The organism is Exiguobacterium sp. s145, assembly GCF_018618835.1.
Lineage (GTDB): Bacteria > Bacillota > Bacilli > Exiguobacteriales > Exiguobacteriaceae > Exiguobacterium_A > Exiguobacterium_A artemiae.
Genome location: NZ_JACSMV010000016.1, coordinates 1 through 26130 on the forward strand (window position 1 = coordinate 1; position 26130 = coordinate 26130).

Below are 26130 nucleotides of genomic sequence, written 5' to 3' on the forward strand. Positions count from 1 at the left end.
TTAATGGGAGACCACGAAAATGTCTTAACTGGAAAACTGCATACGAGGTCTTCACGGAAGAAGTGTTGCACTTAATTTGACAAACCGTCATATTAAAAAAATCTAGCCTATTTATTTTTATAAATTTATCCAGCGCTCAGTGCCCTCCGTCGCATGGAACAGGAACATAGAGATGCCTCGCGCATGAGCCCGAAAGTTCTTTTTTCTTCTTCGCTAATATAGAAAGATAAGGTTGACACGTTTAGATGATGAGCGATTCAACTAAATCAGACATCTGTAAATAAATCTTCATCCATTCGATTACTGTCTCTCTCATCACTACATCATGAAAGACACTCTCCTCTCGCATATAGAAAAGACGATATACACGTTCTTACCCGCAGTGGCTCCGTCCAATGCGGGCGTCTCACTGCCCTTGGATTTGGGACAAATCTATTCCCCATTTGCTGGTGCTTTTTTTAAAAGAAAAATGACGCTGTTTTCCGTCCATGCCCTCGCGTGAGGACAGGACGGGAGTGTCCCGTCTGCCGAAGTTGAAGATTTAATTTAAGAGTAACCCCGGGGCTTTTAAGCTGAAGTAATCGTCTCCTGCCTCGAAGAGATATGGTCAGGGGTACCGACAGACCGACGTCGAAGTCCTCCTGGGATGAACTTCGGAAAATTTTTGTCAAAAAAACACTTTGCCCCTTAAAGGCAAAGTGTTTTTTAGTCAGTAATTGACTTGCGAAAGACCCAATAAGACTGACCTAAAAAGTTGAGCCCAGTATATAAGACCATGCCAATCAAGATTGCTACTGTCTCCTGGAGGTTTGGAAAAAAGTAATGTACACCAATCAAGCTGATCCGATATGCTAAAAAATAACTCACGAGCACGACGATCAAGAAACGGAGCCAGTAAGACCACCCATCAGCTTCTTGTCGAAAGGTGAACCGTCGATTGAGCAGATAACTGATCCATACACCACACGCATTACCAATCGCTGTTGCTCCCCAGTAGCCAGTACCTACGACATGATAGCATAACAAAGTTATGGTGAGTCCGACCAGTGTATTTAAGACACCCACCAATAAGAAACGAAGAAATGTCATCATTCTCGTATTTTCTCGACGACATACCGCGGGCGCCGCTTGACTTCCTGATAGATTTTTCCGATGTATTCTCCAATCAGTCCAATGCCGAACAGCTGAAGGCCACCAATGAACCAGATTGACATCATCAATGAGGTCCACCCGTCCATCGTCTCCCCCTCATAACGTTGGTACAAGGCGTAGCCCACAAACCCGACTGACACGATGAGCATGAAGAGTGACAGTAAGAACAACAGTTTGATCGGTCGGACGCTAAATGATGTTACGCCATCCCAAGCAAGTGCGATCATCTTTCGCAACGGATACTTAGATTCCCCGGCTTGTCGCTCGTGCCGGGTATAGGTTACCTCTGTTGCCTGAAACCCAAGCGACGGGACAATTCCACGTAAGAATAGATTCCTTTCTGGGTGAGCACAGAGTGTCTCGACCGCTCGTTTGCTCATGAGACGGTAGTCGGCATGATTATAGACTGTCTCTACACCAAGCCAATCAATGAAGCGATAAAACCCTTGTGCGGTGGTCCGCTTAAACCAACTGTCACTTTGACGGTCTTCACGAACGCCGTAAACGATATCGTTTCCTTCTGCGAAACGGGCTAGAAATTGCTCAATTACACTTACATCATCCTGGAGATCGGCATCCATTGATACGACACAGTCAGCTACTGTATGCCCTTCAACAAGCCCTGCGAACAGTGCATTCTGATGTCCGACGTTATGGGCGAGCTTGAGACCACGGAAGCGCGAGTCCTGTGCGTGCACACGTTCGATTTGCTCCCATGTATTGTCACTGCTTCCGTCGTCGACAAACAGGACGAAGGAATCTTTTGCGATCAGTTTTTTTGCTTGCCATTCTTCGAAGAAACGACTCAACGCTTCAATCGTCAGTTGCAAGACATCTTTTTCGTTATAGCAAGGAATGATGACTCCTAATGTCGGCGTATTATTTTTTGTCGTCATGGTTTGTTCTCCTATCTGTATTTTCTAGAGCAGGACTTACTTTGTATAAACGTATATCCCAGGCAGATTGTGAATCATGAAACGTTTTCTCATAATGTAGTCCGATTGCCTTTGCATTTTTAATCGGTACAGCAGATATTATATAGGCAGCACCCATTTTCTTTAATCGTATCGTGTTAATTTCTAATTGGTTAATAGTTACTTGATGATTTTTTGTGAATTCATAGTGCTTTCCAAGCTCGGATGAAAACAGATAGACGCGATTCCCCCACGTATTGTAATACTGTTTAATTTGTTCACTCTTATCGAGCTCATTAGTAATCACTTGACGAAAATCTGATTTGTAGCTTAAAGGATAAAAATTGACATAGCCGTCGATGGTCCGTATTCCATTGTACTGAGCAACGGCGGGATGTAAACCAATCGAAGCGACTTGATAGTCGGATGTCGGTTGGTTAATATATCGTTTAATTGCCGTAAATTGAGATGTGGCATAAAAGTTTTCATAAGATGGATGGTGTCGGTAAAGATATTCTGGATTCCATGTCAGCAGTACCAGAGTTTGAGCTGCTAGTACACATACGATTAATTTCCGACTGCCTTTCTGCCACAACCATTCCAGTACTAAGAAAAACAGACCATACCAAAGCATCGGTTGAAGGAAATGGAACCGCGAAAAATTAAAAGATCGCATTAATGAGACATGCTGTTTTAATGGATTCCATCCGCTGTAAAACCAAAATGCGTACCAAAGCGACAATCCGATCAAGAGCCAAGCTACTTTACGAATTTGTCGAGCTACACTCTCTTTCCGTCTAAGAACGAGCAACAGTACGATCATTGAAATGATAAAAATGATTGGGGATTGAACAGCACGATCATGCGTATGTCCAACATACAAGTTTTTAAAAAATAATTGGATCGTTTCCCAAAATCCATTGTGGGCAGTATCAAAATCATTTCGACTCGAGGGTGTCTCCTCCCATAGCATGGAATAAACGAGACGATACTCAATCGCAAGATAAAGTAGGACTTGTACTCCGTAAGCCAGCCAAAATTGACCATGGAAGGTTCGTCCGCGAATCTCTTTGATAGCATGATAGGTAGCAAGGGTTGCTAGAAAAAAGACAATACCTAAAACGAAGCTCGAATAGAACGGCACAAGTAAAAGAATAAAGTAGCTTGATTTTAGTTTTTTTCTATGCCAAATGTTCCAATATGCCCACAATAGTAGCGGCATCCCGAGCGTACTCAACATTCCTGACGGCCAGAACGGAGTCCAAGAGAAGAGAACAGCGACCCATAAGACATATCCTTGTGGTATTCTATCTCGCGCATAGTCACGCAGCAACAAGTACATACCTAAAAATGCAAAGATACGGACCAACAATTGACTAATCACATACGCTGTATAGGGTGTAAACCATTGATACAACCATAGAATGCCAGTGAATTCACTAACGAAAGCATTCCTCGACACAACGCCGTTCAATAAACTCGGCACATGAGCCAGAAGACTAGCGTAAACGCTATGTGTGTCAACAAGCGTCTTATACCATACAATGTTTGAATCAAGATTATCATGAATTCGAACATGAGCATGCTCTCCGAGTAAAATCATCGGTAGAACATACAAGCTAGCTAGTAGCATCCCTAAAAAAATGTATGTTCTCTCCTTCATACCTTCGCTCCCTTGGAATTAAAATAATCTCAATATCGTCTTTAATCACACTTTTTACACTTCTTTTATTAATAATAATTATTTTTAAGATATCTTCCTTTTAAATGAAAATTAAATTGCTAAGTTGATATTATAGTATAACTTATACAATAAATGGACATTCCTATGAGAATCACACAAAATACGATGATTTTTACAGTTGACGTATTGAAAAAGCTAACATACTGAAGCAACATGCCGATTTAATTCTCTCTACTTTAACAAAACTGTATGTGATAAAAAGCTACAACATATCTTATCCTCTACGTATAGGAATTTCGGTTATCTGACAGATTCATCTTCTTTTATACAAATGATAAAACAGGTAGACTTAGCAATGTACTATGCCAAAAAGATTTGTTAAGTTGCCCATGTATTAATAGAGAGCGAAATTGAATATCTAAATAACTATAATCTTCACTTTTTTTTAGTCGACGGTTTGTCAAATTAAGTGCAACACTTCTTCCGTGAAGACCTCGTATGCAGTTTTCCAGTTGAGACATTTCCGAGGTCTCCCATTAATCCAGGCGAGCGCTTGAGCGAGTTCAGAACGGCTGACCTTTCCGAAATCTGTCCCCTTCGGGAAAAATTCACGGAGAAGACCATTGGCGTTCTCGTTACTCCCACGCTGCCAAGAAGAATACGGATCCGCAAAATACATCGGTACGCCTAACGTGTCACGAATTCGTTCATGACAACTAAACTCTTTTCCACGATCTGTCGTCGCAGTTTGGAACGTTCCCAACGGGAAGTAAAGATGCAATGCTTGAATCGCAGACTCCATCGATTGAGCGGACCGATCTTCCATCGGTACAGCGAGATAAAAACGGCTCTTTCGCTCGACGAACGTTGCGACACAGGCTTTGGATTTCCCTCTACCCGAGACAACAGTATCAAGCTCCCAATGTCCGAACGTTTGGCGCCCTTTGACGTCAGACGGACGTTTACTGATTGGCAGTCCGACGTTAAAGCGTCCACGCGTCTCACGTGGTTTCTGACGCTTTCCCTTTTGTCGAAGGAGTCCAGAATCGGCCTCGACGAGGCCCGTATAGATCCAGCGATAAATTGTCTTGAACGAGAGTCCTTCTTCTTGGAATAATCGTCCAGCAATCTGTTCAGGGGACCATGTCTCGCGTAACTTTTCGAGGATACGGTCTCCTTTTTCGAGCGTAAACTTCGTCCGTGCACCGCACTTCTTTTTGCGTTCCACATAACGCTGGTCAGCACAGGAAGCATCATAGTAAGGATTTCGTTTCAATTCTCGTGAAATCGTAGAAGGTTGACGCCCCAGGCGTCCAGCAATCTTTCGGACAGAGAAACCTAGCTCGAGATACGTATCTATTTTGACTCTTTCTGATGTGGTAAGATGAACATAGCTCATAACGAATCCTCCATTGAATTTTGTGTGGTAACTCTATTCTACACGAGGCCGTTATGGGTTTTTTTGTGTTTTCAGCTAGGTGTTGCACTTAATATTACAATTCGTCATTTAGAAAAGATTGCGCTTCTTCAACAGTATCGAACCTTGTAGCACAATCTAAAACTCCATCTAACACTTTGCCTTCAAAAATACTGTCATCGACAACATATAGTCCACAATGTTCGTCAATACTTGTTTGAACTACATAGTAACTATCATATTCTTCAATATCGCGCATATTTTCTAATAATTTTTCTTCCATATTTCATTCCTCCAATTTTAGTCCTAATAATTAAATTCGGCTTAATTTTATCTTATTTATAATATATTGTATAAAATATTATTCAGTAAATTCCGCTGCAACAAATCCAGAAATTGGTTCTCCATCATACGTAGTAGTATTAATATAAAACCAAAATCTGTCCTCACTATAAGCCAAAGTACGCATTTCATATCCATCCGTTAAGCTAGTAAGAATTTTTCCGTTTTTAGAAGGCTGATCACGTACATGCAGGACGCTCCCATTAGTAACAGCAAAAGCATATCGCTTCTCCGAAGAATCAAAATAATACATTTTTTTCTTTTCTACTTCTGTAGGAGTATACGTACCTGATTTAGGTGAGGGTAAAGCTGGATCTCCTGGTGTAGAAATACCGTGACCAAGCTCTTCAGTAGTATTATTAGTCTCTTCTACTTCTTCTTTTGAGACTTGCGATTCGGTCATTTCTTTATTGGCAGTTTTTAATTTTTTATTAAGTTCATTTTCTATCTTTGTGAATGAGAGTTTTTGCTCCTCTAATTGATTCTTTGACTCTTTTAATTTCTTCTCTAATTGCTCATTTTCATTTGAAAGAGTAGAAATTTTAGATTTTAATTCCTTAGTTTCTTGCACATCTTCGTTTGTACCACATCCAAAGAGTATTAGGAGTGGTGCAACCATTAGAATTTTTTTCATATTAAAATTAGCTCCCTATTGTACGATTTGTGCGATTTTTTAGAGTCTCAACCGCTGCCACTCTTCTTCAAGATGTCGATCCAAAGCTTGAATGTCTAATACGTCGCCTTTTAAAAAGACACGGACTTCTTTTATAGACGCATACATAAATCGACTCCATGCAACATAATTCAGTCGCGTTGCAAATAAAATAGGGACATTATTACTTCGAAGATATGCATCAATACCATCTGTTAAGCATAGAGAGCCTTGTCCAACTAGCAGCATTTTTCGAAGAGTCGGCTTATTTCCAAAAGGAAGTGACTCTATAAAACTTTTTTGATGATAAAACTTACTTTTTAGTCCCCATAATAAACGAATAATCAATTCATTTAGCACAACCGGAACTGCCATTGCTGCACCAAAACGAGCATCATATCCTTTTTCAAACACTTTAGTCGAGAACTCTGCAATCGTCAGATCGGCTCCGTTATGTTTTATATTACCGACGTTTGCAAATTGAAATACTTCAAAAAAAGGAAGAGGAATCCCAGCCCCTCTTCTACCATCTGAATGTCCCCTCGTGCCACTCGAACCAGATATATCTGATAATAAATGTCCTAACCAGTTTGAAAAACCAGCAAATAGTTTAGATAAAATCGTTCCGCCCACTAACCTAGACGAACCGTCTTCTTTTGGTTCAAGTCGAAGTAGCTTTCCATCAGATACAAAACTAGCTTTTCCAGTGAATTGATCAAGAATTGAAAAGAATAATCCTATGATATCTGGAGCATGTGCAAGTGATTTTAAATGATGATCGGTTGGACGCATGTTTAGCGACTCTCCGTTCATTTTCAAATCACTTGCATAGCGCGCATCGTAATTCACTTTAAAACGTCTCTCAAGATAACCAATGGCACTAGCAATTGAGTCTGGCTGTGTACGAATGTTCGATCCATTTGCTTTATCGTGATTCCATACCATTTTTGAAAATTTAATAACGATTTTATCGACTTTTTGATCAGACCATTTCATAATTTTACTATCGAGTGGAGATCCTACAAAAAAACTATCGATTAAACCGGTTACAAGACCACTAAACGCAGCAATCATATAATCATAACGATCACAAGATTCATTCTTCAGGATAAATTCCTCACGAAACGTTTTTGCTATCTCTGCTTTTTGTTGAGCACTTAACAAATCTTCATATGGATTTTCGTGTGCAACACCCTTCTCGATCAAATAGGTATCAATCCGCTTTGAAAAATCATTCCACGATTTATCTGAAATAGATAAAGGCTGTAAATCATCATAATCAGGAACAATAAGTGCAGAAAAAGAATGTTGTTCCTGTTGAATTTGATGTCCGTTCATCAGCATAGTTGCTTGAGCAAGTAAATGATCTAGGGCTTCACTTTGCTCATGTTGGAGGTGATCTAAGCTTTCAATGTTTTTATTCACGTCGCTTATTCTTTGTTCTGCCGATACTACTTGATGATTTTGTGCTAATAATGCTTTACCTATCTCATTCCATTCTTCATCTAATTTTTTCATTTGATCACCGATCACCAAACAAGTTTTTTGCAATTCGTTTCGCACTTCCAGTAACCTCAGCAACTCCACCACTTGTTAATTCGAAATAGCCAATGTTCTCAAAAGATTCCTGAAGCATTTCTAAATCTTCTAAACTTAGATTTTCATTTATTTCTAATTTTCCGTTTTGTGTTTTATTAAAGCTTTCAAATGTTTTTTTATAATTCTCACTGAAAGAATTCAACTTCGAAAGTTCTGCATTCTCTTGAACTCCCCCCACTAAAACAAATCCTTGATTCATTTCTGGAGTTACTTCTGGAGTTACTTCTTCTATAGATTCAGTAACTTCAGTTGTATAACACTTAAGAATAAACTCACGAATTTTTAACTGTGTTGGTTTAGGTGTAAGCTCTTCTAAACGGTCAGTACTTAAAATTAAAGGAAGATGCGTAATCATCTGTTCTTTTTGAGATTCATTTTGTTTTCTAGCACTAAATCGAGCACTTTCACTTAGCATTGTTAACATGCTAGATAATTTATTGATTTTTTCTGAGTTTTCGTTTCCTTTTTGAATAGACGCCACTAATGCACGAGATATTTCATTAATATCTTCTAACAAGTAATCCAGTGTTTGTTGAGAATTTCGAATGATTTTTTGAAGCATATATTCACGCTGTTTATTATTTTCTATATCTTTAATACCTGTGATTTTCTTTAATCCTTGATAAGTACCTACACCAATTAACACAATAGCTCCAATTCCTGTAAACATACTTGAGAATCCTAAAATCCCACCCATACCTAATGTAGCTAATCCAGATGTAAGACCTGCTGCACTCAAACCAACAACAGAACCAGATAAATAAATCGCTGTAAGTGGCATTCCAACAGCAGCAGCTTTTGCAGCGATATCTTTCATCGACTTAACAATGTCAGAATCGTTTTTCCGGAACGTTAAAATATCTTCGTCATTCTTAATTGCAGCACAAATCAAATCGATTTCTTCAGATTGAATTGAAAATTCATCTCTTAATTGTATAAGGAATTTATTTTCTTCCCATGTCGGTAAACTATTTTTTAATTTATATAAGTATAAGAGATCTTTAAATAGTGATTTTTGAACGATAGAAAAATCGATGGAAATTGACTTCTCTTTAAGTTTTCCAATTAGAAACATAGTCTCTTCTTGATCTTTTACCGATCCAATATAAGCTCTTAGTTTTAAACGGTATTCTGAACTAAGATGAATGCGTGTAACAAGCGACATCAATTCGCTATATTCTTTAGCATCGACTTTACCATCATCAGACATAGTAAAATTAGCTAATACTTTTAAATAAGAAAGTTTATACGATTCAGACATATCCGCTAAAGGTGTGATTTGCGATACATTTTCAAACTCCTGAGTCTTTTTCAGAGCAATGATCCCTTCAATTAATTTAACGAACTTTTCAATCGAATAATCATGTAATTTATTTGTCAAAATATGTGTTGTGCTCTCAGTAGTCAGAACAACGTGAAGCTGTTCTTTTTCTTTATCTCCTTTTACAATCTTTTCGCGATCTATTCGAATTTCTAGTAATTCTTTATACGGAACAACAATTGGTTTTTCAAACATAGGCTTTAAATAAAGACGGTCCCCTAAAAACAATAGCCCATCCTTGGCATTTTTTAACAAAGTTGAATCGTGTAGTAAAATCACATGTTCGGGAACAGCATCATTTGCATAAGCATTAATAGCAGAGTTTAATTTCTTTTCTGAGATATTTGGTGCAACTTGAACATCACTACCGATTAAATTAGAAGCATTATCTTTTAAAAATTGTGTAATATTCATTAAAATTACCTCCTGTATAAAGATAAAAAAAATTAAAATTTTACCATTTTTTTATTTTTTTAATATTTATGTATTTATTATACAATCATTTATTGCAATAGTAGATTATTATTTTCTACCACACACTATTTTTCGATAGGTTTAAAAACTGGTGTATGTAAATAACATAAAAAGCATGTCTCTTGTTTTGAGAACATGCTTTAAGGATTAGCTTTGCTTCTGATTGAATCCAATTCGTTGTCTTCATTCTCAGTTCTTACATTTTCAACACGGTAGTTTTTTGAGCGTGTAATCAATAAAAACAAAAATACTTTAAATGACACATACATACTAATGATTAATCCAATGTAATAAAAAATATTTACAAAAGTGAGTACAGAGATCAAAGCAACCATTATACATGCTAAAAATGAAATGAATACGTGCTTAATAGGTAGCCATAATAAGCCTAAGATTGCCCACAAAAAATGATTCATTGTACCATCAAAACCATTATAGTAATCAATAAAAATATTTACGATATAAAATGAAAAACTATTAAAAATAAAATTGATACCATTAGAAACACCTTCAAAAAAACCTAAATTAACGTAGTCAAAATTATAATCAAAAAATGATACATCTAGCTTTTTAAAGATATACTCCTGCAGGACAGACGGTGGATTTGGAAAATAGATAGGGTGTTGAAAAACAGAAACCAAAATACAAAATAAAACAAACCATTTAATTAATCTTACGATATGCCCTAACAATTGGTATAACCTTCTCATTTAAAGTTAAATATATCATATAAATGTAAAAAGTAATAAATTCAGATTTTTTGTTTCCATATTTTATAATTTATACTGGTAAAAAAATTCCTAGTGAACGGTAAAATAAAACCCTTCTCATGGAACTAAAAGCTAATAGCCTCTAAAATTAATTAGTTAGTTCATTAATCATTGTCATTAAATATGCTAATGAAATTGCCAACTGATTATCAATGAATCTTATGAAATTCTGCTTAACTAAAAAATTAGCCCAGTTAATCAAAAAATGTTTTGTCTCTACAAAGATGTTTTACCGCTATTCACTTTCCTCCATTATAATAAAATGAATGTTACTGTGTTTTTGATAACTAATGTTTGGAAATTCAATAAAATAGGAGAGTTTGATTATATGGCACCACGCTTTGAAACTTCTCGCTTTCATGTAAATTTCGGACCAAGTTCATTGTTCGAACGTGTCCACTTTAAAATGCGTAATTCAAGAACATTGAAGTTGCATTCAAAACACTTCATTGATAGACAAACTAAGAGGAACATTCCAGAAGAAGTGATGTTTCAGATCAAGCATTTTACCCCTTCACAATGGTCGTTGAAGACTGTAGAAGTGAGAAATGATACTGGAAAATTCATAAATATGACGTGGGAGATGAATTATAATGACGCTAGATTCTGGATCACCATCGGTTTTGGAGACGTAATACAGACAATCATCATGAAAGATAGCAATGGCCAAGGATATCCATACATCAAGTCAGGTAAACTGTACGATTATGTTCAGATAGTAAATGAACAACTGATGATTAGTGACAATCAACTATCAATAAAAAAAGAAACATGAATATGTATATCAATAAAATTCCTATAGCACGATATTGAACTGTGCTCTGTAAAGTAGACAGACACATTAACAAAAAAACTCTTGAGCAGCTTGGTTGTCGTTGATACCGAACTTTTTTATAAAAGCTAATATAACGTTGAATGGCGCGAAGGAATTAGTCGAACTCCACGAATTTATGGAAATAATGTCTCTTACACTTTAGTGCTTCCTAAAAATAATTTCATCGGACTGTTGTCAATACATTTACCTACAAGAAACATACTTTGAGTAGTACATTCTAATTTCGTCATACGATTAGATGGAAAATTTAGATTCATTACTATAAAGGAGAGGACTATCTAGAGGAGCATCTTGAAGGGGGCATTTAAGTGTATTAAATATGCGTTGTTCAACCTATGTATGACGAACTGATAGATTTGTCATGCAGATCGAAAATGGTACTTAAATAAGCAGGTTCCATTCCATGACATCCATTATCGATATCTGATTCGACCCTGATGCATAGAAACCCCCCATTCAAGAAATTTTCCGCCATCTACTAAGAAAGGTTACGAAGGAGGAAACAATTATGAACGAAAATTTAATCTTGATTTACCTTTTAAAGCGAATTTCCGAAACAAATGATTATCAAGAGAGCACTTTCTTTGATATTTCTAATATTAAATACGATTTTTCAAAAAAAATAATACAGATATCTCCTTTAAATGAAAACGTGCTTTCAGTTAATTCTTATATATTTGAAGAATACAGTAACATCAATAATTTAAGTGTTATTGTTGGAAATAATGGTGCTGGAAAGACAACACTTCTTAAAAATATCAGGTCATTTTTAGATTGGAACGAACACGAAAGCTATTCAAATCTCAACAATGTAGGAGTTTTTTTTGATTTAGATACTAAGGAGTTTTCATATTACTCTGCAAATCAAATAGATGAATTAGAAGTTAAATTTAATTATACTAAAAAGCAAATTGTAAACAAAATCTCAGAAAAAAAGTTCAAAAAACTAGTTTCTTCTAAAAGTATTGGTTATTTAACAGAGAATTTCAACTCTTCTGATTTTTTTTCTAATCCTTCGTCAAACGTTTACAATAGTTCGCCTGGGAAAACATTAAACGATTTAGTACGCAATTCAACGAGCAATATTGTAAACAATACTATATCTAAAAATTCTAAGGAAAACAATAAACTAAACACTATTAATCCTATAACACAGTATTTTTTTAAAGAAACATTAAATCAGGTAGAATTTGTTATCTCATCCAAATACACAGATACTTACTTACCTTTTAACCTTCCTAAAAAATTAAAAATTTTTTTAGATTCTTCGTTTGTAAAACTGAGTTTTTTTGAAAATACTAAACACTTTTTAAAAAACTATTCTCAAAATCAAAATTATAATAAAGAAGAACAATCTATAAGCAATACATTATTTATGAAAGACTCTCAAATATATGAATTGTCCGATTTAATACTGAGCTATAATTCAAGCTTATTTCAAAACATTCAAAGTCATGCTATTTTAAATTATCTTGGAGATATGTTCACTATTTTACATACGAATGATATTTTTAATAGAAATCAATCTGATGCAGCAAAAGAGAATGATATATCAGAAATATCTCTAAAAACTATGCAAAAAAGAAATAAAAATTTTAGCACCTTTTTGAATAGAATTAAAAATACAAATATTACATTTAATAATATTGTAAGCATATTTGAAACTAGTTTTGCTAGCACTGATTTTCCCGAAAGTGATATTATTCATGTTAAAACTCGTTACACTAATGCTCTTCAGAAAATGAAAAACATGGATTCATTGAATAATTCTACAAATAAAGATTTGATTATCGGCTATTCAATAAATGTGGATAAAAGTTTACAGGATGATTTTTTCCCTGCCTATTTTACGATTTCTTCACAAAAATTCTTAAATTTCTCTTGGGATTTAAGTACTGGAGAAAATCACTTCTTAAATCTGTGCTCGAAAATACTACAACTACGCAATGAATATGAGAGATCTGGTAGTGATTCAAAGAGATTATGGTTATTGATTGATGAAGGAAATTCCTCTTTTCATCCTGAATGGCAAGGAAGATATATAAAAACTATTCTCGACGTTGCATCCGAACTTCTACATGATTATTCGATCCAACTTTTTCTCACTACTCATTCTCCATTGGTACTATCAGATATTCCTCACAGTAATGTTGTATATGTAAATTCAATAGAGAGCAATAATACGGTGAACGCCAACTATAAAACATTTGGACAAAATCTATATAATCTATTCTCTGAAGTTTTTTCCACTTCAAAAACTTATGGGATTTTAGCAGCAGGTGTGTTTGAACGACTTAACTTAGACCTAATAACAATAAAAAAATCCTCAAAGAAGGATATTAATTTTTTAAACCAAGCAAATCAACCTAATTTAGATAGTATTGAAAATGTTGTGAACATTATTGGTGAAAAAATTATACGCTATTCTTTTCAAGACAAAATCTCTAAATTAAAAGATGATGGAAAAACAACAAGAGTACTTACTACTTTTGACTCCTTTAAATCGATGAATAATAGCGAAAAAGAAACTTTTATTCAATACGTAATTGATCTTCAAAAAAATGAGGAGAATCTAGAATGAATCGTATTCAATACACACAACAAATAGAAAAACGTCATTATACTTATTTTGAAAATGAAATACTTGGTCACTTGAAAAAACTTAATGATTTTCCTGATAATTCAACTAAGTCTCTAGATCATGATTTTTTTAATGAAATAAATTTCACCGAGTCAATAATTGAGTTTAATAAATATTTATTTTTTGAACAACAGAGGTTTTTAGAGTTTTTTAATGCTAATATTGAAGATTTTGTAATTGGATTACCTTATAAACTAAGAGAACTTAATAAAGCAATAGAAGATAATTTTAAACTAATTACTCATTTATTAAAGTCTACACAAAAATGTACCACTGAATTTAAAAATTTTTTTTATAAGTTATTTAGATATGATAATTTTAGTATGAGATCTATTTATTCCTGTTACTACGAAATAGCATTGAAAGAAACAAGATCGAAACGATTTTCACCTACAGTTCAAAAAAAGATAGTAGATCTTATTATTAGAGATTATCCAGAACTATCTGATTTAGAGCAAGATTTCTATGAACCCGAAAATTCTTTGCACTTCAAAAAAAAATTCCAAAAGCTAACTGAAATTTTTTGTACTCAAAAAAACTTTAACAGTGTAAAAATTTATGAAACAATATGGAATGATTACATTCTCATATTGAGTAGTAACGTTACTATTTGCCCATATTGCAATAGACAATATATTTCTCCATTTGTTTCAGATAATGGCCGCGTTCGAGCTGATATTGATCATTTTTTTGCAAAAAGGCGATATCCTTATTTCTCAATGTCACTCTATAATTTAGTTCCATCGTGTAAACAATGTAATCAATCATTAAAAGGTAGTAAAGAACTTCAATTTGATGGTCTACATCCTTTTGAGAATGACTTACATACGTATTTTCATTTCAAGTTAATACAAGTACTTGATGATGAAATTGATATTGATATTGAAGTTGATAAATCTATAAGTGATACAACAAATATACTCGAATATATTGAATTATTTAAACTAAAGCATTTATACAATTATCATTCGAATCAAGCTTTAGATCTTTTAAAAAAAAGAAAAATATATAGTGAAGAATATTTAAACTCGTTATTTCTTTCTAAAGATTTTGATGTAGACCATTCATTTGGTTCATTAGAAGATCTAAAAGCATTTGTCATAGGGTATCCCATCGATGAAAATAGTATCAGTTCCGATGTACTATTTAAATTTAAAAGAGATATTTCAATTCAATTAGGTTTTCAAAATAATGTATCTTCTAATGTTGACCAAATAGATTCGAATCTACTAGAGAAATTAAAAAAGATAAATTTTTAAGATAATTAAATAAATGATCTTTCATTAGATTTATGTTTCTAAAAATTCTATTATTAATTATTCTTAGAATCAACAAAAAAGATGATGTGATTTTATACTTTATGAGGTGCTATATGTCAGCAAATGAAATGAAAAATAAGTCTTTCCGCCTTTCTGAAGAAGTTACTGAAAAAATTGGTGAACTTCTCAAAGGACGCCAGATCACGACAAATCAGTTGTTCGAAGAATTTATTGTACTAGCTGAGCAAAAAGTAATTGACCCCAAACTGAGTGAAGAAGATGCTGTGTTAGAAGCTTCGATTAAGCAGATTGCTCTTCTTTTTCAAGAACGGGCAGCGCGCCTTGAGAAGTTTCAATATGAAAATCAGCGGATTCAATCACGTCATCTGGAAACAGTCACTGACTTGGAGACGGAAGTGGTTCAAGCAAAGGAAAAATTAGAGACAGAGTATATTGAAAAAACGTCTCTTCATCAGCAAGAACTTGATTATTTACAAAGTAAATTTGAAAAAGTAGAAGTTGCTTTGGCACAATCAAAGGAGCAAAGAGAACTTTTTGAAGTGAAGAAAAAAGAAGAGATAACATCTTTAAAGCGGGAAGTCTTTCATATGGAAGGTATGATTACAAAATTAGAAGAAGAACGGGATCAATTGTATCGACAAAATAAAACATTAGCTGATATGGTAGACGAGTTTAAAATACGAAGTCACCGAGCGGAGCAGCTAGAAGAAGAAAATCGTAAATTATTGTTAGAACTAGCCATTGCTCAACGCGATCAAGAGGCCTTTGAACGGCGACTTCAAGAACAGGTAGAATTAGCTGTTTTACGAGAGCGGACGCAACAACAGTCTAAAAACGAAAATGACTAATGTTTATACTACTCTTAATTCATCAATGGGCCGGTTTAGCTGCCTTCTCTGTTTTACTGCACACAAAAAAGGATCTTACATTCTCAATGGAATGAATAAGATCCCTTTTTTGTATGATTTTAATTCGTTTAATCATTGCTTAGGATTTAATAGAAGATACCTTATGACTTAACACGTAATCCAAAAGCTTTAAATCGATTACGTTTTTCTTCTAGTTTTACTTTCATGTCTGCTGAAAATGCACTCTCCGGCGTATTATAAGCACGCCGTGCTGCCATACTCATCATTTTAGCCACGTCTTCTAGTTGATCTTCATGCACCTGTAACTGAGCATTTTTAACATAGTTACGGGCAGTTTCACGATCACGTAAAGATTCAGGTGCCGTAACATGCCGACTTAAATCTAGCGCCTTTTGAGCGGTCTGTTGGCGATAACGCGAACTGCCTACTTGCAAACGATTCAATTCGTTTGTCAGTTCTTCTCGGAATCGTACATTTTTTTCACCGGTCATGTGTCACCCTCCTCTCAAGTAGTTTTACTAATTATATACCCTTTTCCTGAAAAATTCGACTCAAGTCATGCACATTACAAAATGGATCGTTCCAGGTCATGTTTGATTTGTACTCTTCGACAAGTTCAAGCAGCTTACTTTTATCGCACAACTCTAACAAATTCGTACTTTCAAGGTCTTCTAAATCTTTCTGTCTAGAAGAAAAGATTTTAGTACATGCTAAGAGTTCGATATCGGGTACATAGACTTCAATCGCTTCAAATAGCCCTTCAATCTTATGTCGGAAATCATTTTCCTGAAAATCTTCACGTGGTGGAAACTGAATAACACCTTCGACAATTTCAATTTCATACTCCTGAAGCGCAGCCTTAAGTTCTTGTGTCACTGTCCCTTCCGTTATTCGAATATCAATGTCTCGTGTAGGACGATACATCGTTTCCTTATTCATCATTTCAATAAACAGTAGTATTCCTGAGGCGCCTACAATAACGATTTCGATTTCAATATTTTTAGAGGCACAGAATGTATCAAGTACTAATAAAGTATCAATGATACCTTCAACATCTTTGTACTGATTAGAGTAAGACATAGTTGTTCCTCCTGCTCAAACGGTTTCATACGAAATGGATGATTTAGCAATCATCGTCATATATACTATTGCAGCTTTCCGATTCGCTTCGTTTACTTTGTATTTAAATAGGCTTGAAGAGCACGTCGGATGATTTCGTCTTCTGATACCTGCTCTTTTCGCGCAGCTTGTGTCAGGCCAATAAATAACGGATCTGTTAAGTCTGGAAAGCGAATCTGTACTTTCATGGGCTTTACTGGTTTCACTTCAGCCTCAAGCGTACGTTGTTCTTGACGTTCAATCAACATCCGCTTCACTTCACGTAATTGTTCGCGTGTCATCTCATATACCGTCAGTTCTCTATTTTGTGTCGGATATTTCCGTTCTTCTAGTAAAGCCAACTTTGGATCTTCTGGCCATGTCAACAATTCTGCTAATTTAGAAGCACTAAAATCAACATCGATCACTTTCTGAAGAATTTTCTCTCCAAAAACATTCCAAAAGGATATGTATCGACTGACTTGAGAACGTGTTTGTCCAATTTTAGTTAAGAAATCTGTCCAGCTTCCTTGTTCTGCTTTAAACTGAGCTCTTGTTTCTTCACTATGGAATAAAGCATTTGCATGAGCTAAGATTCGACATTTTTCAACAAAGCTAGTCGCTTGGATCGTATCAATGTGATTATAATACTGAACCAGTCCGTCGACATCTTGTGGAAGTCGTTTGGTTAAAATACGTGATAGGCCAGTTGCTGGAAGGGACTGATAGGGATTTGAGATCGCAGGTGCTGCAAACTTTTTGACAGCCTCTATCTGTTCATCGCGTAAGGATTCCGTTGCACTATCGTTAACTGATGGTTCTGTTACTGTTCCTTGAAAGCTCTTGAACGTGGGCTGCCCTTTTTTACGACTTCGACTCATAAGGCACGTACCTCCTCTGCTAACTGTAAATAGGCATCGGTTGCCGGACTTTTATGATCAATGACTGGACGGGATTCACGTTGGAGCGACTGAATTTTTAAAATGTATGGGATCGTAGTTAAGACCGGAATGCCAACCTCTTGTCCTAATTCATTCAGTTCTTCCACAGTATTAACGTCCCCTTTCGAACGGGCGCTTACCATTGTTGGAATAAAGGCGGCAATATGGATATCTGCTTTGTAACGTTTCATTTCCTCTAATTCCTCAGGAGCGGTATAAACAGCATCCATCGAAAACTTTTGCATTTGAACCGGCATGATGATTCGATCCTGTGCGACAAGTGCGCAACGCGCATATGGATTTAACGCAGAAGTAGATCCTGGACAATCAATCAAACAAATATCAAAAAACTCTTCTAAGCGAGCTAGTTCTTCGCTTAAGCGATACTCATACCCTAATTGACTCGTCAGTCCTGTTGGGGATGCCGAACGACGTGTAGGCACTAAATGAATCGTGCCGTTCTCATATTCACATGTGACAATGACGTGTTCAATCGGCACATAAAAGGGATCATGTTCTTCCATTAAACAATCGAGAAGAACCTTCCCGTCGTAATCATCTGTCAAGCCAAGACCGTTTGTAGTTGAAGCCTGATCATCGGCATCGATGACGAGGACACGTAGTCCTTGTCGTGCGTACACATGCGCAAGGTTAATCGTCGTCGTCGATTTCCCGACGCCCCCCTTACGATTGTATAATGCGATTTTCTTCACTGTTCTTCCTCCCCTTCTAGCCGATCGGTATTCTGATCATTCTCCACAACGTCACGGCTGATCGTGTCTTCTATTATGTTTGAGAGGTACTCACTAATGCTGAGTCCTTTCGCACTCGCCAACATCTGAATACGCTCAGATGTTTCTGTTGGCACTCGCGCTGAGAGAACCGTCGATGCCACCTCTTTCTGACGAAAAGCACGGACTTTTACACCAGACGTACTAGATCGATTGGCACGAATCTCTCGAACGGTTGCTTGCTCAATGGGCTTACGTCCCTCTTCTACAGGAAGACCATGTAACACAACATCTTCCGGATCCTCGACATACATCAATTCAAAGATTTTTGAAGCCGGTAAGGTACCAAGCGAATTTTCAAATGGTTGTAAGGTGTCATAGGCCTTAACGTAGCGTGAGGCAAGCGAATTGGAGAAGCTGACGATATCTAAAAAGTTTCGCCATTCTTGCTTATCATGCATTTCCGATCGGGCGATTGAAAGACGTTTCCCAATTTCAAAGACTGAGATGGTTTGGACCTTGGCTAGCTCTTTAATCTCAACCGCAAGATTTTCAAGATCACGTGAGACCGGTAACTTTTGCACAACAGATCCGATATCGGTTAAACCACTCCGGTAGGGATGTTGCTCTTGCGGCTTCACTTTATGAATCTGTTTATTCCGTGCCTTCATTTGGATTGCCTCCGGTCATGTGACGTGCAAGTTCTCGAAATGGTAGCGCAAGTTCTAGTCCTTCCTTTGACTTGTATTGAAGAACACTTTTTCCATTGTCTGCTGCTTTCTCAATAAAGGCAGCACGGCGAACGGCCGGAAGAACGGCAAGACTCTCCGCATGTGCTAACTGATTCATCGCCTCTGCATATTCCCGATCCCCCTTTAGTCCTAAATCGATGGCAACTGGCATAATACCGGTTAAATCGAGATCAGCATTATAGAACTTTTTCACCTGACGAATGGTACGAATGGTACTACCTAATTGATCGAATACCAGCTTCTTTGGCATAAAGGGTACGACTACATGATCCGCACACGACAGGACCACTTTTGACAGTTCATTGATAGAAGGCACTGAGTCCAAGATAATCCAGTCAAATTCCTCTGCAAGTGGATCAAGCATATCTTTCAACAAGAAGATCTTGTCTTGTTCCGATATCAAATTGATAAGTCGTGCATTCCGTTCATTTGAAGGGAGAAGACTAATATTATGTTTTTCATCATCAAATAGGACCTCTTCGATAGCAAGACCTTTTGCATGCACATCATACAGGGTCATGTATTGGATGGTATCTGATTCCTTGAGCATCAATTTGCTGAGAGAACCTTGTGGATCAAGGTCCACTAGTAATGTCCGGTAACCGAGCTCTCCTAGAGCATGTCCCATGTTTAAGGAACATGTGGTTTTGCCTGATCCGCCTTTTGATATGTAAAACGTTAATATATTCATGATTTCTCCCCTTTCCTTTTTCATCATCACATAAGAGATCATGAAAAACAATTATTTTATCGATAATATGACAATTTTTAAATAAAAATTATGTATACATTGAATATTTAGTGTATACATTTCGGCGTCGAAATGTATACAGATTTAAAATTGTAAAATCTATTCCTCTAATGATCTACGTTCTATAGAATCAACGATTCGTTGGTACCTTATGGTCTGTATAAAAATAATAGAGGTACCTAACAGATTATTAGTATTTAATACATTCTAAGAGATTAAAGGAGTTAAAAAAGAATTAAAAAGAATTGGAAAAAGCCAAGAGGATAAAAACCCTTTGATACCAACGATATCAAGACAAAATAGGTATTTGAAAAGAGACAAAAGAATTAGGAGAAATTCTTAAGTGCTTGATTTTTAAGCATTAAAAAAACGATTAAATTCAATCATTTTTGTTTATAAGTTAAATTTATTTGATTTATATTAATCATAATTTGTTTTTTTTCCAAAAAGGTATAGCACATTTAGGATTGAATTTTTAATCTCTCGAAAAAGACATTTTTATCTTTTTCACACGATAAATTAATAGGTTGTATCGATAAACTGCTTGTTTTCAAACGATATTTCAAAAAAGAGCACGACAAATAGACCATCATGCGATGGCCGATTTTTTGGAACGCTGCTGAAGACGTTCATTGAGATATATAATCGGAGATTCAAAGAAAAGACGATACACGTCTGTATCTTGAAGACCTTCTCCATAGCGATGGAAGTCATTTCGAATCGTTCGTAAGACTTCCCCACAGGCCGAGAAGCCATAGGTATCACTAAGAGACTGGAGTGAAGACACAGGTACTTCAAGTGCATCAAAATCAACAAAGTCACGCGCAATTTCTCGAAGATCGAACCATCCGATCAATGTATCAGCACGTTCAGCTTCTTTGATTCGCTTGCTATTCACTTGATCCTCAAGTTTCACGTGAAACATAAGAGGGCGAGAAACAGTATGTATGCGTTTCTGTAAAGATAGATTTTCTTTTACAGCACTGAGGAAATCTTTCGTATTTTCAACCAGCTGCACACGGAAGAGACGTGAAAGTTGATCGAGCATGCCTTTGACGGCAAGGCGATGGCCACAATATCGTGGCAGGAATCCTTTCACTTCATCATAGGTAAGTGTAGCTTGTTTCTGAGATTGGACATGGATATCCCGTTCTACCTGAACCAACGCACGTAGCGCAACACGTAAAATATTGACGTGTTCAATTTCCATCAGGTGACGAACCATTTCACACCAGACAGACGTATAACCGGTTTTTGACTGGTACGTGCCAGCTTCCTCAAAGAGATCCCGATAGTTTGCAAGGTAGTCAATGAGCTCGATCGAGATGACGCCAGAGAAGTGAACAGAATAACGCAACAGTCCTACTTCTTCAAAGAGGCGTAGGTTATCATGGAGTGAACGAACAGAAGTATGGGCATATTCTGCTAATTGTGAGCTCTCAATTAGCGAGAGCATTCCTTTATCGTCACAGTGAGTCAAAAGTGTGATGAGATGACGGATCCGTGATTTTGTCCATTTCAAATCTAAAAACGGCCCTGGGATATTATAATGGTGCTTTTCATACATAAAACCCTCTTGTCGTTTTGTCCATCGCGTGAGACCGCTCATCGCAATAAGTACTTTATTGGCAATTAATACGTGACGTTTTTCATGGTTGAATGACATACCTACACCTCCTCTACTCTGAACTATTACACCTAGTATCCTGTTCAAAAGAGCAACTGTCAAAATGTAACTACGGTACGGTAAGAAGCGACCAAACCGTTAAAAACGTTGGTGTGAAGCCGTTTTCAGAGCCGAAATACATGTCATTTCGGTACGGTCAAAAACGACCAAAATCTGAAGAATCGCATAGCAGCGCCGTAGAAGTGCTTTTTAGCTCTACAATTTTCAAAGACAATGAAGCAAAAGTGTCGTTTCAGTACGGGATTTGACGACCAATTGATTAAAAGTGCTGTTTCAGTACGGGATTTAACGACCAGTATAGTGAAAAGCGCTGTTTCAGTACGGGATCTGGCGACCAACACATACAAAAAGAGCCTTAAAAGTTTTTATTAAAAAAGTACTTTTTTTGATAAATGTTGTTCCAGTACGGTATTTAGCGACCAATTCAATTAAAATGTTGTTTCGGTACGGGACTTAGCGACCAATATAATCAATGTGTTGTTTTGGTACGGTCTAAAACGACCATAAGCGATTAAAATGTTAAGAAAAGTACGAGTTTAGTATGGAAATGGGCAACTAAAAATCAAAATTGGTCGTTTTACGACATGATTCGACATTTTGATCAATTTTTAATTTATAGTTAAACAAATGTTTAGGTGCAATATGTTAAAGACGCAGTGGGATTCAATCGATTTTATAAGAACGTATGTTCTTTATTTTAAAAACTACTATTTTGCAAATGACCAATTTGTATTCTGTTTATCATTATTATTTGTTATATATGCATGGATATTAAACTACATGAAGCTAGTCAATATAGCTTTTAAAGAATACTTCGCTAACTTGTTCTTTAGATCGTCTAACAACTACTATCATATAAATGGTCAAAAGATTAGGGTAATGAGGTTTTGTTACTTTAAGGACAAATGATTACATTTAAAATAGCCTGACAAAAGTTTGTAGCACATTTAAGTCGGAATTAAGAAATAAGCAATAAGAAGAGCGTACGAGATAAAAATGAACTGCCCCATAAAAGTTGGACATAAAAATCCAACTTTTATGGGGGGTTTTTTATGGCCAAATATACGAACGCATTTAAGATCAAGGTCGCTGAACGTTACCTAGCGGGACGAGATGGATACAGGAGCTTGGCGAAAGAATTCGGGATCACACATGAACGGATCCATGTGTGGTCGCGTCTCTATGAGCGTTGTGGAGAGACGATCTTCGATCGTTCCTATACAACCCACTCACCGGCATTTAAACTGGAAGTATTAAACGACATGGCGACCAACAGGCTGTCCGACTTAGAGGAGGCCGTTAAATACCGAATCTCTTCCCCGGGGATGATCTCAAGATGGCGATCGACGTATGAACGGGAAGGGTCTGAGGGCCTGGTCGCCAGACCGAAAGGACGTGCCCCGATGGCGAGACGCAAGAAGAAGGATCCTGAAGAGATGACGGAGATCGAGAAGCTCAAGGAACGGGTCGAGTACCTCGAGATGGAGAACGCTGCGTTAAAAAATTGAGAGCCTTGGTTTAAGAAGAGAATGCGCGACGAACCGGATCAAGGCGCAAGTGATCGACGAGTTGCGGTCGATCTATCCCGTTCCGGGACTCTTCTGACGTGCTCGGTACGGCCCGGAGCGTCTAACTATTGGCGGACGCGCCTGACGGGCGAGGATAAGTATGCGGAGGTGAAGGCGGCTATCCATTTCCTTTTCCACGCACTTCTCGAACGCCAGGGCTTCCGGCACGATCCGAAGACCGTGCGCCGTCTCATGAACGATCTCGGTCTCAAGTGTCTCGTCCGCATGAAAGCGATACCGCTCCTATAAGGGACGGGTCGGAGAGGTCGCGCCAAACCTTCTCTAACGGGATTCATGGCCACCGGCCTGAACCAGAAATGGGTGACTGACGTCACTGAGTTCCACCTCTTCGGGGAGAAGCTTTATCTCTCGCCGATGATGGACTTAGGAACCCGTGAGATCATTGCCTATACCATGTCGGACCGCCCGACATACGGGTTCGTCGGCGCAATGTTGGATCAGGCAATCAGTAAGCTCGACGGGAAAGCCTGACCGATCATCCATTCCGACCAAGGTTGGCACTATCAGTATCGAGCGTTCATCGGTACGCTTCACGAGCACGGCATCACGCAAAGTATGTCCCGTAAGGGAAACTGTCTCGACAACGCAGCCATCGAAAGCTTCTTCGCCGTGCTCAAGTCAGAGCTACTGTATCTCAAGGAATTCAATGACATGCACCACTTCAAATGTGAGCTCGAGCGTTATATCGAGTACTATAACCATCGTCGCATCAAGAGACGACTAAAAAACCTGAGCCCGGTAGAATACCGCACTCAGGTCCTCAAGGTCGCCTGACAAACTATTTAATGTCTAACTTTTTTGGTTCAGTTCAAAATCTCGTACGCTCTTCTTATTTATTCGTATAATTGTTTTTCAATACACTTACTCTCAAATACAACTAACACATGCTTAAAGTAGAAGAGCATTACTCCGATCATGGTGTTCCCAGCGTTCTAATGGATGGAAGTACAAGAAGTAGAAATCTCCAGATCGATGCCAATCTCTGATGATAAAATCAAGTTCTTTAATGCGATCTAAGTTTAGTTCCAGCTCTTTCAAATTTTCCGCCTTCCGACTTTTATTAAATCGGATAGAATGCGTGAACTGACGCCAGTGGCGTTTTGCTGGCATTTCTTCATTCAGTTGGTAAGAACTTAATCGTTCTTTTTGAAGAACAAAGGATAAATGATAAGCAAAAGTTCCCTTTAATCGTTCAATTTGTTCCCCATAGATACTAATAATTTGTTGTTTCAACAAATCATCATAGACTTCTTCTGAAACAGTGACGGTGATTTGAGTATCCCGTTTAATAGAAGAAGCTCCGCTAATTTTGACAGAAGAGAAGAGACCAAAAATTGAAAGATCGCCTTCCTCACTTCTGACTGCAACACGATAATAACCGAGCTTTACCAAACGCTGTGTTGTAAGTGTGTAGCTCTTACCACTATCGTTTCCATAAATCTTTTTGACGAGTTTCGAAATCGGAAAAACAATTTTTCGACTGGTCTGGAAGGTTACATCTCGATATGACAGAATCTCATTAAGTGCTTCAAAATCGCGTGCGTCAAGATCTGGTACATTTCCCTCGAGCTCTGCAATGAATTCGTTACTTACAAGAACAGATAAATTAGTCGGTACACCTTGTTTATATTTAGGGACAACAGCGGAATAGTCATGTAGATCGAGAGATAAATCACTTAACAAGCCTTCACCCTGACTAAATTTTTCTGTCGAATTCTTCATACGATCAGCAATCCCGAAAAACGGTACAGTAATTGAAGTCGAAGTAGCCACATGTGCCTTTGGTTGCGCTCGTTGTAATTCTTTTGCAACTTCTCCAATGACCATTAAAATATCTGTCCGCATCGTCGTCGTTTGTTGATTTTTTGTTTTTTGTCCCCAATGTGGGTAGGTATGAATCAGTAGATTATTGTTCTCGGCCCACTCTTCAAGTTCCTGAATATGTTCCTGCATTAACTTCTCAACACTATCAGCAGAGAACTTTCGCTGGAATCCTTCTTTTCCTGCAATATCCCAGTACTCAAGATACATTTTATGAAGACCACGTAATTCTTTCAGCGGACCTTTATTTTCAAGATAGTTTTTAACAGCTGCACGAACCCAGCGCCGTTTCAGTTTTTTAAATGAATAATAACGAAGCTTTGTATAGACATCTTCTTCGTTCTGAAACTCATAATACTCTACATAGAGCTGATTTACATAGGCTTCGACATCAATGATATCGATTGAGATCAGTTGTTCTGTAACGTCGTTTTCTAGCAAGGTCTTCGCTGCTTGAGAAACGACAAGTTGTCTGTGTTTGACGGATGAGGTAGAGTCCATGATGCATCGCCCCCTTATTTCGATACAAGTAGCATAGCATGTCTTGAGAGAGGTGGGGAAATTAGATAAAAAGCGTGCGCCGGCGCACGCTTTTTATCTAAGAACGTCTTCATAAGATAATCTTAGACATACTCCAAAATATACGTTTCACGTGAAACAAATTTCTGATTTTTTATTATAAGAGTTTGCTTCACACAGTAATTTCTAAATGATTATAAAAAACTAGTCCGTGCTTTTATGTTGAATTTTATATCTTCATGAGTTGTGTCTCTCGAACTAAACCACGGATTAGTTACAGTAATCCTCATA

Annotated in this window: 24 protein-coding genes; 7 read left to right on the forward strand and 17 right to left on the reverse strand. The window is 37.1% G+C overall.

Going from position 1 to position 26130, the window contains the following annotated elements:
• Positions 1 to 705: 705 nt before the first annotated feature.
• The 9 genes from KNQ07_RS16330 to KNQ07_RS11790 all read right to left on the reverse strand — a co-directional run bounded on the left by KNQ07_RS16330 (position 706) and on the right by KNQ07_RS11790 (position 10247).
• Positions 706 to 1092, reverse strand: a complete 387-nt coding sequence (locus tag KNQ07_RS16330; RefSeq protein ID WP_214766830.1) for a GtrA family protein — start codon at positions 1090 to 1092, stop codon at positions 706 to 708.
• Positions 1089 to 2048 carry a glycosyltransferase family 2 protein gene (locus tag KNQ07_RS11755; protein ID WP_131504378.1) on the reverse strand — a complete coding sequence of 320 codons (960 nt, stop codon included), beginning with the start codon at positions 2046 to 2048 and terminating at the stop codon, positions 1089 to 1091. The genes KNQ07_RS16330 and KNQ07_RS11755 overlap by 4 nt, the downstream gene beginning before the upstream one ends.
• The gene (locus KNQ07_RS11760) at positions 2032 to 3729 is read right to left on the reverse strand and encodes a DUF6044 family protein (RefSeq protein ID WP_214766832.1); all 1698 of its coding nucleotides are present in this window, start codon (positions 3727 to 3729) and stop codon (positions 2032 to 2034) included. The genes KNQ07_RS11755 and KNQ07_RS11760 overlap by 17 nt, the downstream gene beginning before the upstream one ends.
• A 481-nt stretch (positions 3730 to 4210) precedes the next feature.
• Positions 4211 to 5149 carry an IS30 family transposase gene (locus KNQ07_RS11765; protein WP_147512116.1) on the reverse strand — a complete coding sequence of 313 codons (939 nt, stop codon included), beginning with the start codon at positions 5147 to 5149 and terminating at the stop codon, positions 4211 to 4213.
• Between the two features lie 94 nt (positions 5150 to 5243).
• Positions 5244 to 5450 carry a hypothetical protein gene (locus tag KNQ07_RS11770; protein ID WP_214766834.1) on the reverse strand — a complete coding sequence of 69 codons (207 nt, stop codon included), beginning with the start codon at positions 5448 to 5450 and terminating at the stop codon, positions 5244 to 5246.
• A gap of 78 nt (positions 5451 to 5528) precedes the next feature.
• The gene (locus tag KNQ07_RS11775; RefSeq protein ID WP_214766836.1) at positions 5529 to 6143 is read right to left on the reverse strand and encodes a hypothetical protein; all 615 of its coding nucleotides are present in this window, start codon (positions 6141 to 6143) and stop codon (positions 5529 to 5531) included.
• A 39-nt stretch (positions 6144 to 6182) separates the two neighbouring features.
• Complete coding sequence (locus KNQ07_RS11780) at positions 6183 to 7724, reverse strand: hypothetical protein (RefSeq protein WP_214766838.1); 1542 nt, start codon at positions 7722 to 7724, stop codon at positions 6183 to 6185.
• Positions 7684 to 9495: a hypothetical protein gene (locus KNQ07_RS11785; protein WP_214766840.1), complete on the reverse strand. Its 1812-nt coding sequence runs from the start codon at positions 9493 to 9495 to the stop codon at positions 7684 to 7686. The genes KNQ07_RS11780 and KNQ07_RS11785 overlap by 41 nt, the downstream gene beginning before the upstream one ends.
• Positions 9496 to 9695: 200 nt before the next feature.
• A complete protein-coding gene (locus KNQ07_RS11790) occupies positions 9696 to 10247 on the reverse strand; it encodes a hypothetical protein (RefSeq protein WP_214766842.1) in 552 nt (183 codons plus the stop codon).
• 406 nt (positions 10248 to 10653) lie between these two features.
• Between KNQ07_RS11790 and KNQ07_RS11795 the strand changes: the two genes are divergently transcribed.
• From KNQ07_RS11795 to KNQ07_RS11810, 4 genes are all read left to right on the forward strand, one after another.
• A complete protein-coding gene (locus KNQ07_RS11795; protein ID WP_214766844.1) occupies positions 10654 to 11100 on the forward strand; it encodes a hypothetical protein in 447 nt (148 codons plus the stop codon).
• A 568-nt stretch (positions 11101 to 11668) separates the two neighbouring features.
• On the forward strand, positions 11669 to 13741 hold the full coding sequence (locus KNQ07_RS11800; RefSeq protein ID WP_214766846.1) for an AAA family ATPase: 2073 nt from the start codon (positions 11669 to 11671) through the stop codon (positions 13739 to 13741).
• Positions 13738 to 15060, forward strand: coding sequence for a hypothetical protein (locus tag KNQ07_RS11805; protein WP_214766848.1), 1323 nt, complete (start codon positions 13738 to 13740; stop codon positions 15058 to 15060). Before KNQ07_RS11800 ends, KNQ07_RS11805 begins: the two co-directional genes overlap by 4 nt.
• A 113-nt stretch (positions 15061 to 15173) precedes the next feature.
• Positions 15174 to 15929 carry a coiled-coil domain-containing protein gene (locus KNQ07_RS11810; RefSeq protein ID WP_214766850.1) on the forward strand — a complete coding sequence of 252 codons (756 nt, stop codon included), beginning with the start codon at positions 15174 to 15176 and terminating at the stop codon, positions 15927 to 15929.
• A 161-nt stretch (positions 15930 to 16090) separates the two neighbouring features.
• On the opposite strand, the gene KNQ07_RS11815 is transcribed toward KNQ07_RS11810, so the two are convergent.
• From KNQ07_RS11815 to KNQ07_RS11845, 7 genes are all read right to left on the reverse strand, one after another.
• Positions 16091 to 16441 carry a hypothetical protein gene (locus KNQ07_RS11815; protein WP_214766852.1) on the reverse strand — a complete coding sequence of 117 codons (351 nt, stop codon included), beginning with the start codon at positions 16439 to 16441 and terminating at the stop codon, positions 16091 to 16093.
• Between the two features lie 31 nt (positions 16442 to 16472).
• A complete protein-coding gene (locus KNQ07_RS11820) occupies positions 16473 to 17030 on the reverse strand; it encodes a DUF6036 family nucleotidyltransferase (RefSeq protein ID WP_214766854.1) in 558 nt (185 codons plus the stop codon).
• A 92-nt stretch (positions 17031 to 17122) separates the two neighbouring features.
• A complete protein-coding gene (locus KNQ07_RS11825; protein ID WP_214766856.1) occupies positions 17123 to 17929 on the reverse strand; it encodes a DUF1481 domain-containing protein in 807 nt (268 codons plus the stop codon).
• On the reverse strand, positions 17926 to 18702 hold the full coding sequence (locus KNQ07_RS11830) for a ParA family protein (RefSeq protein WP_214766858.1): 777 nt from the start codon (positions 18700 to 18702) through the stop codon (positions 17926 to 17928). Before KNQ07_RS11830 ends, KNQ07_RS11825 begins: the two co-directional genes overlap by 4 nt.
• Positions 18699 to 19391 (reverse strand): DUF3102 domain-containing protein, encoded by a 693-nt coding sequence (locus tag KNQ07_RS11835; RefSeq protein ID WP_214766860.1) that lies wholly within the window; start codon positions 19389 to 19391, stop codon positions 18699 to 18701. Before KNQ07_RS11835 ends, KNQ07_RS11830 begins: the two co-directional genes overlap by 4 nt.
• Positions 19375 to 20163, reverse strand: a complete 789-nt coding sequence (locus KNQ07_RS11840; protein ID WP_214766862.1) for a ParA family protein — start codon at positions 20161 to 20163, stop codon at positions 19375 to 19377. The genes KNQ07_RS11835 and KNQ07_RS11840 overlap by 17 nt, the downstream gene beginning before the upstream one ends.
• Positions 20164 to 20812: 649 nt before the next feature.
• Positions 20813 to 21889 carry a hypothetical protein gene (locus KNQ07_RS11845; RefSeq protein WP_214766864.1) on the reverse strand — a complete coding sequence of 359 codons (1077 nt, stop codon included), beginning with the start codon at positions 21887 to 21889 and terminating at the stop codon, positions 20813 to 20815.
• A 1073-nt stretch (positions 21890 to 22962) separates the two neighbouring features.
• Between KNQ07_RS11845 and KNQ07_RS11850 the strand changes: the two genes are divergently transcribed.
• The 3 genes from KNQ07_RS11850 to KNQ07_RS16335 all read left to right on the forward strand — a co-directional run bounded on the left by KNQ07_RS11850 (position 22963) and on the right by KNQ07_RS16335 (position 24273).
• Positions 22963 to 23418 (forward strand): helix-turn-helix domain-containing protein, encoded by a 456-nt coding sequence (locus tag KNQ07_RS11850; protein ID WP_214766865.1) that lies wholly within the window; start codon positions 22963 to 22965, stop codon positions 23416 to 23418.
• 381 nt (positions 23419 to 23799) lie between these two features.
• The gene (locus tag KNQ07_RS11855; protein ID WP_214766868.1) at positions 23800 to 23970 is read left to right on the forward strand and encodes a DDE-type integrase/transposase/recombinase; all 171 of its coding nucleotides are present in this window, start codon (positions 23800 to 23802) and stop codon (positions 23968 to 23970) included.
• Positions 23971 to 24042: 72 nt separating this feature from the next.
• Entirely contained in the window at positions 24043 to 24273 is a 231-nt protein-coding gene (locus KNQ07_RS16335) for an IS3 family transposase (RefSeq protein ID WP_353048638.1), read from the forward strand.
• A 114-nt stretch (positions 24274 to 24387) separates the two neighbouring features.
• On the opposite strand, the gene KNQ07_RS11865 is transcribed toward KNQ07_RS16335, so the two are convergent.
• Entirely contained in the window at positions 24388 to 25821 is a 1434-nt protein-coding gene (locus tag KNQ07_RS11865) for a hypothetical protein (RefSeq protein ID WP_214766871.1), read from the reverse strand.
• Positions 25822 to 26130 lie beyond the last annotated feature (309 nt).

Bases quoted from the DNA above. Each gene is read 5' to 3' on its own strand.
- KNQ07_RS11805 (WP_214766848.1), top strand. From the start codon at position 13,738: ATGAATCGTATTCAATACACACAACAAATAGAAAAACGTCATTATACT.
- KNQ07_RS11840 (WP_214766862.1), bottom strand. From the start codon at position 20,163: ATGAATATATTAACGTTTTACATATCAAAAGGCGGATCAGGCAAAACC.
- KNQ07_RS11760 (WP_214766832.1), bottom strand. From the start codon at position 3,729: ATGAAGGAGAGAACATACATTTTTTTAGGGATGCTACTAGCTAGCTTG.
- KNQ07_RS11865 (WP_214766871.1), bottom strand. From the start codon at position 25,821: ATGGACTCTACCTCATCCGTCAAACACAGACAACTTGTCGTTTCTCAA.
- KNQ07_RS11765 (WP_147512116.1), bottom strand. From the start codon at position 5,149: ATGAGCTATGTTCATCTTACCACATCAGAAAGAGTCAAAATAGATACG.
- KNQ07_RS11785 (WP_214766840.1), bottom strand. From the start codon at position 9,495: ATGAATATTACACAATTTTTAAAAGATAATGCTTCTAATTTAATCGGT.
- KNQ07_RS11820 (WP_214766854.1), bottom strand. From the start codon at position 17,030: ATGTCTTACTCTAATCAGTACAAAGATGTTGAAGGTATCATTGATACT.
- KNQ07_RS11810 (WP_214766850.1), top strand. From the start codon at position 15,174: ATGTCAGCAAATGAAATGAAAAATAAGTCTTTCCGCCTTTCTGAAGAA.
- KNQ07_RS11770 (WP_214766834.1), bottom strand. From the start codon at position 5,450: ATGGAAGAAAAATTATTAGAAAATATGCGCGATATTGAAGAATATGAT.
- KNQ07_RS16330 (WP_214766830.1), bottom strand. From the start codon at position 1,092: ATGATGACATTTCTTCGTTTCTTATTGGTGGGTGTCTTAAATACACTG.
- KNQ07_RS11850 (WP_214766865.1), top strand. From the start codon at position 22,963: ATGGCCAAATATACGAACGCATTTAAGATCAAGGTCGCTGAACGTTAC.
- KNQ07_RS11795 (WP_214766844.1), top strand. From the start codon at position 10,654: ATGGCACCACGCTTTGAAACTTCTCGCTTTCATGTAAATTTCGGACCA.
- KNQ07_RS11775 (WP_214766836.1), bottom strand. From the start codon at position 6,143: ATGAAAAAAATTCTAATGGTTGCACCACTCCTAATACTCTTTGGATGT.
- KNQ07_RS11755 (WP_131504378.1), bottom strand. From the start codon at position 2,048: ATGACGACAAAAAATAATACGCCGACATTAGGAGTCATCATTCCTTGC.
- KNQ07_RS11800 (WP_214766846.1), top strand. From the start codon at position 11,669: ATGAACGAAAATTTAATCTTGATTTACCTTTTAAAGCGAATTTCCGAA.
- KNQ07_RS11825 (WP_214766856.1), bottom strand. From the start codon at position 17,929: ATGAGTCGAAGTCGTAAAAAAGGGCAGCCCACGTTCAAGAGCTTTCAA.
- KNQ07_RS11815 (WP_214766852.1), bottom strand. From the start codon at position 16,441: ATGACCGGTGAAAAAAATGTACGATTCCGAGAAGAACTGACAAACGAA.
- KNQ07_RS11835 (WP_214766860.1), bottom strand. From the start codon at position 19,391: ATGAAGGCACGGAATAAACAGATTCATAAAGTGAAGCCGCAAGAGCAA.
- KNQ07_RS11845 (WP_214766864.1), bottom strand. From the start codon at position 21,889: ATGTCATTCAACCATGAAAAACGTCACGTATTAATTGCCAATAAAGTA.